Genomic DNA, 11,872 nt, shown 5'->3' on the forward strand with positions numbered 1-11,872 from the left:
GGGGCTCACCGTTGGACGACGCCGCACTCACCGATGTGAGCGATCAGGATCTCCTGAGCGCTCACGTCGCGGGCGATCCGGACGCCTTCGGTGAGCTCGTACGGCGCCACCGCGACCGGCTGTGGGCCGTCGCGATACGGACCCTGGGCGACCGCGAGGAAGCCGCCGACGCCGTGCAGGACGCCCTGGTGTCGGCCTTCCGGGCCGCCCACACGTTCCGCGGCCAGTCCGCGGTCACGACCTGGCTGCACCGCATCACGGTGAACGCGTGCCTCGACCGGGTCCGGAAGGCCGGCACGCGCCGGACCACCCCGGTGGACGACACCGAGCGCATGGAGCAGCTGCTGGAACCGCACGAGTCCGCCGAGGCTCCCGCGGTACGCCAGGACCTCCACCGGGAACTGTTCGCGGCCCTCGCGAAGCTGCCCGTGGAGCAGCGCGCGGCCCTGGTCCTCGTGGACATGCAGGGCTACCCCGTCGCGGAGGCCGCGAGCATCCTCGGAGTCCCCAGCGGGACGGTCAAGAGCCGCTGCGCCCGGGGCCGGGCGAGACTCCTCCCCCTCCTGTCCCATCTGCGAAGTGACGCGCGAGACACCCGCAAGGGGGACAAGGGACGGAACCGGGCGCCCGGGACATCCGTCCCATCGGCAACGGGACAGAGTTCGACGGAGCCAGGTGATCCGACAGCGATGAAGGGTGGAGGTGGACGCGCATGACGTCATCGTCCGGCACGGACCGGCACCCCGACGTGGAGGAGATCTCCGACCTCGTCGAAGGCCTCCTCCCGCCGACCCGCGCACTCGACCTCCGGGGGCATCTCGACGACTGCGACGACTGCGCGGATGTCCACCGGTCCCTGGCCGAGATCCGGGACCTGCTGGGAACACTGCCCGGCCCCGCCCCGATGCCGGCGGACGTCGCCCAGCGCATCGACGCCGCGCTGGCCGCGGAGGCGCTGCTCGACGCCGTCCCGTCCGCCGACGTGGCCGTGGACCATCCGCACCCGTTCATCCCCACCCCGGCAGGCGTGCGCAGTGACGCGCGTAGCCGGGAGGGCGCAGCCGGTGAGAGCCCGGTGCCCGGCCCCGGGGACGAGGGGGTCGCGGACGCCGGAAACGTGGAACACGCGGGCCTCGCGGATGCCCTTTCCGAGAACGCGGGAACCACAGAGGACGCCGTTGCGGCGGAACACGCGCAGGACCCGCGCCACGACGGCGACGCGGGGCACGGCGACGGTACGCAGGACGGGCCTGCGCCGCAGGGACGACCCCACGGGGAAGAGTCGGAAGCCCTGTCCCCCCGGATCGAAGCGACTCCCGGCATGGCTCCCGGCCGCGATGTTTCACGTGAAACATCGCGCTCCTCCCGGTCACCCGGCGGACCGGTCGCCCCGGCCACGGGTCCCCGCCGGTCGACGAGCGGTCCCGGGCGAGGGCGCCCGTCCCGCAGGCGCCGGGGAGCGGTCGGACTTGGCGCCGCCCTCGGCATCGCCGTCCTGGGCATAGGGGCCTACCTCCTCCAGGGCACGGGCACGCAGTCCGACGTGGGAGCCGCCGAGCAGGCCGCCTCCCCTCACATCACCGCCGCCACGACCAGTGCCGACGACTTCTCCGGTGCGCGACTGGAGACACGGGTCGACACCCTGCTGAACACGACGTCGGGCAACGCCCCCCAGGCGAACCCGGACCTCCGCGGCAGTACGGCGAACTCGGATGCCGCCTCCAACGAGCCCCTGATGCAGTCGGCCCCCCAGGTCCCCTACTGCGTCCGCCAGGGCACCGGGCGGACGGAGGCGATCCTGGCCGCCCAGCAGGGCTCCTACCGGGGCGCCCCGGCCTACCTTCTCGTCCTGGCGAACCCCGCGGACGAGGCCAAGGTCCGGGTCTACGTCATCGACGCCACCTGCGTCGGAGCGACGCCGCCCGCCAAGGGGAAAATCCTGCAGACAGAGCTCTACTCCCGCCGGTGACGAAGGGCCTTCCGCGCCGACTGTCGGCCCGGGAATGCGCGGCCCGTAGTATCCGTTGGGTGGGATGTCAGTCGTCAAGCTGGTCCCTTTGAGGCAGTAGGCAGTCTGCAGAGACGAGGAAGAAACCCGTGAGCGACGTCCGTAACGTGATCATCATTGGCTCCGGGCCCGCCGGCTACACGGCAGCGCTGTACACCGCGCGTGCCTCGCTGAAGCCGCTGGTCTTCGAGGGTGCGGTCACCGCGGGTGGTGCGCTGATGAACACCACCGAGGTGGAGAACTTCCCGGGCTTCCAGGACGGGATCATGGGACCGGACCTCATGGAGAACATGAAGGCCCAGGCCGAGCGGTTCGGTGCGGAGCTCGTCCCCGACGACATCATCGAGGTCGACCTCACGGGTGACATCAAGACCGTGACCGACACCGCCGGCACCGTCCACCGGGCCAAGGCCGTCATCGTCGCCACAGGCTCCGCGTACCGGAAGCTGGGGCTGGCGCGCGAGGCGGAGCTGTCGGGCCGCGGTGTCTCGTGGTGTGCGACCTGTGACGGGTTCTTCTTCAAGGACCAGGACATCGTCGTGGTCGGCGGCGGCGACACCGCGATGGAGGAGGCGACCTTCCTCTCGCGCTTCGCCAAGTCCGTCACGATCGTCCACCGGCGTGACACGCTGCGCGCCTCCAAGGCGATGCAGGACCGTGCCTTCGCGGACCCGAAGATCACGTTCGCCTGGAACAAGGAGGTCGTGGAGATCCACGGCGACCCGAAGCTGAGCGGTCTGACCCTCCGCGACACCCAGACGGGCGAGACCTCGGAGCTCCCGGTGACGGGCCTGTTCATCGCCGTGGGCCACGATCCGCGGACCGAGCTGTTCAAGGGCCAGCTGGACCTGGACGACGAGGGGTACCTGAAGGTGGAGGCCCCGACGACCCGGACCAACCTCACCGGCGTCTTCGGAGCCGGCGACGTGGTCGACCACACGTACCGGCAGGCGATCACGGCCGCGGGCACCGGGTGCTCGTCGGCGCTGGACGCCGAGCGGTACCTCGCTGCCCTCGCCGACGGCGAGCAGACCCCCGAGCCGGAGAAGACCGCCACGGTCTGAACCGTCGTTTCAACGCACCCCACACACTCACGAAGGTAAGGAGGCCGCCATGGCCGGCGACCTGAAGCATGTAACGGATGCCACGTTCGAAGAGGACGTGCTCAAGAGCGAGAAGCCTGTCCTGGTGGACTTCTGGGCCGAATGGTGCGGTCCGTGCCGCCAGATCGCCCCGTCGCTGGAGGCCATCGCCGCTGAGCACGGCGACAAGATCCAGATCGTCAAGCTCAACATCGACGAGAACCCCAACACGGCGGCCAAGTACGGCGTCATGTCGATCCCGACGCTGAACGTCTACCAGAACGGCGAAGTCGCCAAGACCATCGTCGGCGCCAAGCCCAAGGCCGCGCTCGTGCGCGACCTGGAGACCTTCATCGCCTGACGACGATCGCCCGGTGCTCTGACCGCACGGCGATGTTTCACGTGAAACGGGCCCGTTCCCCCTCGGGGGAGCGGGCCCGTTTCTGTCGCGGTACGGAACCGTGCGCCGACCACCCGGCGGCCGCGTGAACGGGTCCCTCAGAGGGGACGCAGCGCGGGCTCCTTCTGTACGGCGCCCAGCAGCCGGTCCAGCGCCATCTCCACGTCTTCCTTCCAGGACAGCGTGGAGCGCAGTTCGAGCCGCAGCCGGGGATGGGCGGGATGCGGACGCACGGTCTTGAAGCCCACGGCCAGCAGGTGATCGGCCGGGAGCACGCAGGCGGGTTCCTTCCATCGGGCGTCACCGAAGGCCTCGATCGCCTTGAACTCCCGTCTGAGCAGATCCTTGGCCACGGTCTGCACGAGGACGCGTCCGAGTCCCTGCCCCTGATAACCGGGCATGATCCAGGCGGTCATGAGCTGGCAGGCGTCCGGCGAGACGGGACTCGTGGGGAAGGCGAGGGACCGGGGTACGTACGCGGGAGGCGCGTAGAGGACGAATCCCACCGGCACGTCGTCCACGTAGGCGACCCGGCCGCAGGAGCCCCATTCCAGCAGCACCGCCGAGATCCAGGCCTCCTTCTCGATCTCGGCCCGGCCGGCGGCGACTGCGGCCTCCGAGCTGACCGCGTCGAGTTCCCAGAACACGCACGCGCGGCACCGCTTGGGGAGGTCGGGGAGGTTGTCCAGAGTGAGTGGTGCGAGCCGACGTCCCATGAAGGCTGATCCTCACTTCCTGGCCTCATACCCGGGGCACAGTTCGCATCGTAACCGCGCTTCGCCGACGGGCACACAGGGCACAGGCAAAGAGGGCGGGCCGTGTCCCGGTGTCTCCACCAGGGCACGGCCCGCCCTCCCACAGGGTCCCGTTCAGCCCTCGTCGGCCGCCTCACCGGTGTCCGGGTCGGCATGATCCATGACACGGCCCTCGCCGGGCGCGAGCGTCCCGAGGATGCGCTCAAGGTCCTCCATCGACGCGAACTCGACGACGATCTTCCCTCTCTTCTGCCCGAGGTCGACCTTGACCCGCGTCTCGAAGCGGTCGGACAGCCGGGAAGCCAGCTCCGACAGTGCGGGGGACAGGCGTGCTCCGGCCCGGGGGCCCTTCGCCTTCGGTGACGCCGTGGGGCGGTCACCCATCAGCTGGACGATCTCCTCGACGGTCCGCACCGACAGTCCCTCGGCCACGATCCGGTGGGCCAGCTGGTCCTGTTCCTCGGAGTCCTCCACGGACAGCAGCGCGCGGGCGTGCCCGGCCGAGAGCACGCCCGCCGCCACACGACGCTGCACGGGCGGCGACAGGCGCAGCAGGCGCAGCGTGTTGGAGACCTGCGGCCGGGAACGGCCGATGCGGTCGGCCAGCTGGTCGTGCGTGCAGTTGAAGTCCTTCAGCAACTGGTCGTAGGCGGCTGCCTCTTCCAGCGGGTTCAGCTGCGCGCGGTGCAGGTTCTCCAGCAGCGCGTCCAGGAGGAGCTTCTCGTCGTCCGTGGCCCGCACGATCGCCGGGATGCGCTCCAGACCTGCCTCGCGGCAGGCCCGCCACCGGCGCTCACCCATGATGAGTTCGTAGCGCTCCGGGCCGGTCTGACGCACGACGACGGGCTGCAGCAGGCCGACCTCCTTGATGGAGGTCACCAACTCGGCGAGTGCGTCGTCGTCGAACACCTCACGAGGCTGGCGCGGGTTCGGCGTGATGAACCCGATCGGCACCTCCGCGAAGTAGGCACCCGCCACCTCGGCCGGCCCCTGCGGCTCCGGCTCGGGCTCCGGGGCGGCCTGCTGGCCCACCGGCTCGGACTCCGGGGAGTGGGTCGCCTGGGGCAGCTTGGCGACCTTCGCGGCCGCGACACCCCGCTCCGCGGTCAGTACGGGGCCCGCCTCTCCAGGAGTCGAGGCCTGTTCCTGGGGGGCAGTGGGAATCAGCGCACCGAGCCCGCGTCCCAGCCCCCTGCGTCGTTCGCTCACTGGTTGATCCCCTCTGACATGCTCTGCTGGTTGTTCGGGCTGCCCAGGTGGGCGTTCCGGTCGTCGTAGCGGATGCCGACCCCGCGCAGCGCGATCTCACGTGCTGCTTCGAGGTACGACAGGGAGCCGCTCGATCCCGGATCGTAGGTCAAGACCGTCTGGCCGTAACTGGGGGCCTCCGAGATCCGGACCGAGCGAGGAATGCTCGTCCGCAGGACCTCCTCGCCGAAGTGGCTGCGCACCTCGTCGGCGACCTGGGATGCCAGCCGGGTACGGCCGTCATACATCGTCAGCAGAATCGTGGAGACGTGCAGCGAAGGGTTGAGGTGTCCGCGCACCAGGTCCACGTTGCGCAGGAGCTGCCCCAGGCCCTCCAGAGCGTAGTACTCGCACTGGATCGGGATCAGCACCTCGGCACCGGCGACCATCGCGTTGACCGTGAGCAGCCCGAGCGAGGGCGGACAGTCGATCAGCACGTAGTCCAGCGGCTGCTCGTAAGCCGTGATCGCCCGATGGAGCCTGCTCTCACGGGCCACCAGGGACACCAACTCGATCTCGGCACCCGCCAGATCGATGGTCGCCGGGGCGCAGAAGAGGCCCTCGACGTCCGGCACGGGCTGGACGACCTCGGCGAGTGGCTTGCTCTCCACCAGGACGTCGTAGATGGAGGGCACTTCCGCGTGATGGTCGATGCCCAGGGCGGTGGACGCGTTGCCCTGCGGGTCGAGGTCGACGACCAGGACCCGGGCGCCGTGCAGGGCCAGCGAGGCGGCGAGGTTGACCGTTGTCGTGGTCTTCCCTACGCCACCCTTCTGGTTGGCGACCACCATGATGCGCGTCTGCTCGGGACGTGGCAGCCCCTCGCCGGCGCGACCCAGCGCCTCCACCGCGAGCTGAGCAGCTCTGCCGATGGGGGTGTCGTCCATCGGAGGCGGTGTTTCACGTGAAACATCGTCCCCCTGAGACTCGGTACGGGGACCGGGGACCGGATCGGCCATCGGTCCCGCGATGTCGGCGTCGGACCGCAAGGATTCACTCTCCTCGACTTCAGACTCGCAATGAACAGAGCCTGCCATGCTTTGGGGGTGGTGAACCAGCGAGGCCCGTTGTTCTGTGGAGGAATGCCCCACTGTGGACAACTCCGTGCCCCGTCCGAGGGGTTTTCGGGCTCGCGGTGCGGTGGCCGCACGCCCACGGTCGATGATTCCCTGAAGCAGTGAGCGACGTTTCACGTGAAACACGATGCACGCGGCGACTGTTCAGACCGCCACGACACTCCGGGGGAATCCGGCACCGCACCATCTATGGAGCATCCGACCCGGAAGGTGGAAATCGGATGACGGTTCGGATGGCAGCGCCCCCGGAGGCGCTCTGAACGTCAGCGGCGTCGCCGGGTGGCCCGGCCTGTACGCGCCGCCTTGGCGCGCTTGGCGGCAAACCTGACCCCGCCGGGGCTCTCCCCCACCTCGACCCGCACCACGGTCGCGGGCGGGTCCACGATCCCCTCGCCCACCTTCACGATGGAGGTGTCCACCACACCCAGCTTGCCGAGCGCCGCCCGGGCACCCTTGAGCTCCTCCTCCGCGGTGTCGCCCTTGAGGGCGAGCATCTCTCCGTAGGGACGCAGCAGCGGCACGCCCCATCCGGCGAGGCGGTCCAGCGGAGCCACGGCCCGCGCGGTCACCACGTGGACGGGCTGGACCTTGCCCAGCACCTCCTCGGCGCGTCCACGGGCCACCGTGACGTGGTCCAGGCCCAGCAGCTCGACGACTTCCTGGAGGAAGTTCGTCCGGCGCAGCAGCGGCTCCAGCAGCGTGATCTTCAGGTCCCGCCTGACCAGGGCCAGCGGAATGCCGGGCAGGCCGGCGCCGGACCCCACGTCGCAGACCATGACGCCCTCGGGGACGACCTCCGACAGAACGGCGCAGTTCAGCAGGTGCCGCTCCCAGAGCCGCGGCACCTCGCGGGGGCCGATCAGTCCCCGCTTCACCCCCGCGTCCGCGAGCAGCTCCGCGTACCGGACCGCCTCGGGGAAGTACTCGCCGAAAACCGCCCGTGCCCCCTCCGGGGCAGGGGGAAGCTCAGCCGCCTCCGTCACGGGAACCGTCCTTCCATCCGGAGCCACCGCCCGGCAGCTCACACGTCAGACTGACAAAGAGCGGCCCCGCCTGCGAACAGACGGGGCCGGTTGACACGGGGGTCCGGTCAGGCAGGAAGAACCACGACGAAGCGCTGCGGCTCCTCGCCCTCGGACTCGCTGCGCAGTCCCGCGGCCGCGACCGCGTCGTGCACCACCTTGCGCTCGAAGGGCGTCATCGGGTCCATCTTCACCGGCTCACCGGTGCTCTTGACCTCGTCAGCCGCCTGGGCGCCCAGCTCCGCGAGCTCGGTGCGCTTCTTCGCCCGGAAGCCGGCGATGTCGAGCATGAGCCTGCTGCGGTCGCCGGTCTCCCGGTGCACCGCGAGCCGGGTCAGCTCCTGAAGCGCCTCGAGCACCTCGCCGTCGCGTCCGACCAGCTTCTGCAGATCCCGGCCCGCGGAATCGCTGATGATCGAGACCGCGGCGCGGTCCGCCTCGACGTCCATGTCGATGTCGCCGTCGAGATCGGCGATGTCGAGAAGGCCCTCGAGGTAGTCGGCCGCGATCTCGCCCTCCTGCTCCAGGCGGGTTAGGGTGTCGCCACTCTCAGCGGCACCCTCGGTCGCGACAACGGTTCCGTCCGTCACGGATGGGCTCCTTCTTTACTTCTTGGTGGGGTGCTTGGGCCGCTGCTGACCCTTGCGCTGTCCGGACTTGGCCTGGCCCTGGCCGGAGCGGGCCCCGGAGGGCTTGCCCGACGCCTTGGCCCGGGCGGCCTGCTGGCCCTGCTGGCCGGACTTCGCCTGACCCTGCTGGGCCCCCGCAGCCTGCTTAGTCGACCCGGACCTGGTCGCTCCGGACTGCTTGGTGGCACCGGACTGCCGGGTGGAGCCCGTCGGCTGCGCCGAGGTCTCGGCCGCGTCCTTCTGCAGGCTCGTGGTCACCGGCTCGCTGTTGCCCGCGTCGACCGTCTGCGTGGTGGCCGCCGTGGAGGACTGGCGCTGCGCCTTGCTCTGCCGCTTCGGCTGCTGGCGGCGCGCCGTGGCACCGGCGCCGCTCTCCGCGGCGATCGTGTCGCTCTTGACCAGCGAGCCGTCCGCCTGGGGAGCGAGGCCCGCCTTGGCGAGACCGGTGATGAACTTGCGCTCGTTGTCGTTGCGGTCGGGGCCCTTCGAGACGATGGCCGCGATCATCTTCCGCTTGCGGCTGGACCGCACCTGCTCGTGCGTGGTGGCCGACTTCAGCAGCCGCTGGAGGAAGGCGTCCTGCGCCTTGCTGCCGGGCGTGGGGTTCTGGTTGATGACGTACATCTGCTGGCCCATGGTCCACACGTTGGTGGTCAGCCAGTAGACGAGGACACCGACCGGGAAGTTGATGCCCATGCCCATGAAGATCAGGGGGAAGACGTACATCAGCATCTTCTGCTGCTGCATGTACGGGGTCTTGACCGTCACGTCGACGTTCTTCGTCATCAGCTGGCGCTGCGTGTAGAACTGCGACGCGGACATCAGGATGATCATGGCGCCGGCGACGACACGGACGTCCATGAGGGAAGCGCCGAGGGCACCCACCTTGTCGGCGCTGTCCAGGAACTTCACGGCGAGCGGGGCGCCGAAGATGTGGGCCTGCCGGGCACTGTCGAGCAGCGACTGGTTGATGGCGCCGATCTTCGTGCCGTTCGCGATGCCGGCGAGCACGTGGTACAGGGCGAAGAAGAACGGCGACTGGGCGATGATCGGCAGGCACGAGGAGAGCGGGTTGGTACCCGTCTCCTTGTACAGCTTCATCATCTCTTCGGACTGTCGCTGCTTGTCGTTCTTGTAGCGCTCCTGGATCGCCTTCATCTTCGGCTGGAGCACCTGCATGTTGCGTGTCGACTTGATCTGCTTGACGAACAGCGGGATCAGGCAGATACGGATCAACACCACGAGGGACACGATGGACAGCCCCCAGGCCCACCCGGTGTCGGGGCCGAAGATCGCCCCGTACAGCGAGTGGAACTGGACGATGACCCACGAGACAGGCCAAGTGATAAAACTGAACAGACCTGCGATCGAGTCGAACATTCAGGCTCCTTGAGCGTGGGGCGAGGTCTCTGCGGCCGGACTGGAGGACGCCGGGTCTGACCCCGGTCCTCCGGAAGGCACGCCAGTCGCGGAGTGCCCGCTCTTTCTGCGCCACGCGTCACGCAGCGCTTCATGCCACCGCGGTCGCTTCCGCGGGGGAACATGATCCACACCACCCGGCGACCACGGATTGCACCGCAGGATGCGCCAGGCGGTAAGCGCCGTGCCCTTCACTGCACCGTGCCGGTCGATGGCCGTGTAGCCATAGTGCGAGCACGACGGGTAGTAGCGGCAGACCGGTCCCAGCAGGGGACTGATCGTCCACTGATACAGCTTGATCAGGGCAAGCAGTGGATACTTCATCGCACGCCCCTTCCCAGCAGCCGCTCGAGAGCGGCGTCCAGGTCTCGGGCCAGTTGTTCGTGGGACGCATCACCCGAACCGGGCAACGCTCGTACGACAACCAGGCTACCGGGGGGAAGTACGGACAGGCGTTCGCGGACGATGTGCCGTAGCTGACGCTTTACGCGCGTCCGTACGACGGCACCTCCGACAGCCTTGCTCACGACGAAACCCGCACGTACCGGGAAGGCACTCCCCCCCGGCGCGTGCGGGTCACGTTGACCGTTGCGCATGTGGACGACCAGCAGTGGCCGGCCGGCCCTGCGTCCTCGGCGGACCGCGGCCGCGAAGTCTTCGCGCCGCCTCAGCCGATGCTCGGTAGGCAGCACGTCACGACCTGTGGAAACTCAGGCGGACAGACGGGCGCGACCCTTGCCACGGCGGGACGCGAGGATCGCGCGGCCGGCACGGGTGCGCATCCGCAGCCTGAACCCGTGGGTCTTGGCGCGACGACGGTTGTTCGGCTGGAAGGTGCGCTTACTCACTCAGGGGCTCCAGAGAATGATGGGTGATGGCGGGACATCGTCTGGCTGTCACCGTGCGCCCACGAGTAGCAGCTCTCGTTCAACGCCCGAGTGCACCGCTTCACGATCACGATCCGTGATCTTTGCCCATCGGAGGCAGGCGGCAGCAGCCATCGACAACTCGACCTGGTCACGGTACGCGGCATTACGCCATCCGGTCAAACCAGCAGTATGCGCCCCCGCCACTGTGCACAGCCTGTGGACAACGACTTGAACCGCGCGGGTCGGCCTGACTACCGTGACCGAACTCCGGTTTCCTTATACCGGTCTTCCCATCCCGTCCCGAGAAGCGCACATTCGTGGGACCTGTGAGAGAGCGTGCCTCGTGGCTGACGTACCTGCCGATCTTGCCGCAGTGTGGCCGCGAGTGCTGGAGCAGCTTCTCAGGGAAGGCCAGCAGGGCGTAGAGAACAAGGACAAGCAGTGGATCGAGCGCTGCCAGCCGCTCGCCCTGGTCGCCGACACCGCCCTGCTCTCCGTCCCCAATGAATGGGGCAAGCGCGTCCTCGAGGGCCGTCTCGCACCCCTCATCAGCGAGACCCTGAGCCGCGAGTGCGGCCGCCCCATCCGGATCGCCATCACCGTCGACCCGTCGGCCGCGGAACCCGTGCCCCCCGCGCCGACCCCGGTGCCGCAGCCGCGCCACGGTGCGTACGACGACGGTTACGCGCACCTCGGACCGGACGACGCCATCCCCTCTGTACGGCCCGCGTACCCCGAGTACCAGCAGCGGCCGGAGCCCGGCGCCTGGCCGCGCAGCCAGGAGGAGCTGTCCTGGCAGCAGACGCGCCTGGGCGGCTACCAGGACGACCCGTACGGCGGCGGCCGTCCGCAGCAGCCGCAGCACGACTACCGCCGGCCGCCGGAGGACTACGGCAGGCCGGACGACGACTACGGACGCAAGGCCGACGACTACCGGCAGGCCGACTCCGACTACCGCTCGCCGCAGGACTCCGACTACCGCCAGCAGCCGGAGGGCGACTACCGCCAGAAGGAGAAGGACTACCGGCAGTCCGAGGGCGACTACCGGCAGCAGGACGGCGGCGAGTACCGCAAGCAGGAGAGCGACTACCGGCAGCAGGACAGTGAGTACCGCAAGCCCGAGAACGACTACCGCGGTCCGCAGGAGAGCGACTACCGGCGGCCGGACGGCGACTACCGGCAGCCCGAGAACGACTACCGTCCGCCGCCGGGCGACCGGGGTCCCTACGAGCCGTCCCGCCAGGACGCCGGCGGTCCCCGCGGGCTGCCCGAGCAGCAGCTCGGCCGGGGCCCCTCGGGTGCCCACGCCGGCCCCCCCTCGCACGGTGCGGGCGGCGTGCCGTCGCCCGGCGGCCCCGGCGGCC

General features: G+C 69.5%; 13 protein-coding genes and 1 pseudogene. 5 read left to right on the top strand and 9 right to left on the bottom strand.

Annotated features, from left to right (window positions below; all coding sequences use genetic code 11):
* Positions 1 to 11: 11 nt before the first annotated feature.
* From sigM to trxA, 4 genes are all read left to right on the top strand, one after another.
* Entirely contained in the window at positions 12 to 716 is a 705-nt protein-coding gene (gene sigM, locus L1885_RS04500) for an RNA polymerase sigma factor SigM (RefSeq protein ID WP_235795652.1), read from the top strand.
* A complete protein-coding gene (locus L1885_RS29105; protein WP_308117275.1) occupies positions 713 to 1,969 on the top strand; it encodes an anti-sigma factor family protein in 1,257 nt (418 codons plus the stop codon). The genes sigM and L1885_RS29105 overlap by 4 nt, the downstream gene beginning before the upstream one ends.
* A gap of 128 nt (positions 1,970 to 2,097) precedes the next feature.
* A complete protein-coding gene (gene trxB / locus L1885_RS04510; protein WP_235795653.1) occupies positions 2,098 to 3,072 on the top strand; it encodes a thioredoxin-disulfide reductase in 975 nt (324 codons plus the stop codon).
* A 49-nt stretch (positions 3,073 to 3,121) separates the two neighbouring features.
* A complete protein-coding gene (trxA, locus tag L1885_RS04515) occupies positions 3,122 to 3,451 on the top strand; it encodes a thioredoxin (protein ID WP_235795654.1) in 330 nt (109 codons plus the stop codon).
* A gap of 137 nt (positions 3,452 to 3,588) precedes the next feature.
* On the opposite strand, the gene L1885_RS04520 is transcribed toward trxA, so the two are convergent.
* The 9 genes from L1885_RS04520 to rpmH form a co-directional block, all read right to left on the bottom strand.
* Positions 3,589 to 4,206 (bottom strand): GNAT family N-acetyltransferase, encoded by a 618-nt coding sequence (locus L1885_RS04520; protein ID WP_235795655.1) that lies wholly within the window; start codon positions 4,204 to 4,206, stop codon positions 3,589 to 3,591.
* Positions 4,207 to 4,359: 153 nt separating this feature from the next.
* Positions 4,360 to 5,454: a ParB/RepB/Spo0J family partition protein gene (locus L1885_RS04525; RefSeq protein WP_235795656.1), complete on the bottom strand. Its 1,095-nt coding sequence runs from the start codon at positions 5,452 to 5,454 to the stop codon at positions 4,360 to 4,362.
* A complete protein-coding gene (locus L1885_RS04530) occupies positions 5,451 to 6,530 on the bottom strand; it encodes a ParA family protein (RefSeq protein ID WP_235795657.1) in 1,080 nt (359 codons plus the stop codon). The genes L1885_RS04525 and L1885_RS04530 overlap by 4 nt, the downstream gene beginning before the upstream one ends.
* A 302-nt stretch (positions 6,531 to 6,832) precedes the next feature.
* Positions 6,833 to 7,552, bottom strand: a complete 720-nt coding sequence (rsmG, locus tag L1885_RS04535) for a 16S rRNA (guanine(527)-N(7))-methyltransferase RsmG (RefSeq protein ID WP_235795658.1) — start codon at positions 7,550 to 7,552, stop codon at positions 6,833 to 6,835.
* A 107-nt stretch (positions 7,553 to 7,659) separates the two neighbouring features.
* Complete coding sequence (locus L1885_RS04540; RefSeq protein WP_235795659.1) at positions 7,660 to 8,181, bottom strand: Jag family protein; 522 nt, start codon at positions 8,179 to 8,181, stop codon at positions 7,660 to 7,662.
* Positions 8,182 to 8,196: 15 nt separating this feature from the next.
* The gene (gene yidC, locus L1885_RS04545; RefSeq protein ID WP_235795660.1) at positions 8,197 to 9,600 is read right to left on the bottom strand and encodes a membrane protein insertase YidC; all 1,404 of its coding nucleotides are present in this window, start codon (positions 9,598 to 9,600) and stop codon (positions 8,197 to 8,199) included.
* Complete coding sequence (gene yidD / locus L1885_RS04550) at positions 9,601 to 9,963, bottom strand: membrane protein insertion efficiency factor YidD (protein ID WP_235795661.1); 363 nt, start codon at positions 9,961 to 9,963, stop codon at positions 9,601 to 9,603.
* Positions 9,960 to 10,331 carry a ribonuclease P protein component gene (rnpA, locus tag L1885_RS04555; RefSeq protein ID WP_235795662.1) on the bottom strand — a complete coding sequence of 124 codons (372 nt, stop codon included), beginning with the start codon at positions 10,329 to 10,331 and terminating at the stop codon, positions 9,960 to 9,962. The genes yidD and rnpA overlap by 4 nt, the downstream gene beginning before the upstream one ends.
* An 18-nt stretch (positions 10,332 to 10,349) precedes the next feature.
* Positions 10,350 to 10,487, bottom strand: coding sequence for a 50S ribosomal protein L34 (rpmH, locus tag L1885_RS04560; RefSeq protein ID WP_003949374.1), 138 nt, complete (start codon positions 10,485 to 10,487; stop codon positions 10,350 to 10,352).
* 364 nt (positions 10,488 to 10,851) lie between these two features.
* On the opposite strand from rpmH, the pseudogene L1885_RS04565 reads away from it, so the two are divergent.
* Positions 10,852 to 11,872 (top strand): annotated as a pseudogene (locus tag L1885_RS04565) (hypothetical protein); the annotation flags it as partial.

Origin of the sequence: Streptomyces fuscigenes, assembly GCF_021556455.1 — a bacterium.
In the GTDB taxonomy this organism is placed as follows: Bacteria; Actinomycetota; Actinomycetes; order Streptomycetales; family Streptomycetaceae; genus Streptomyces; species Streptomyces fuscigenes.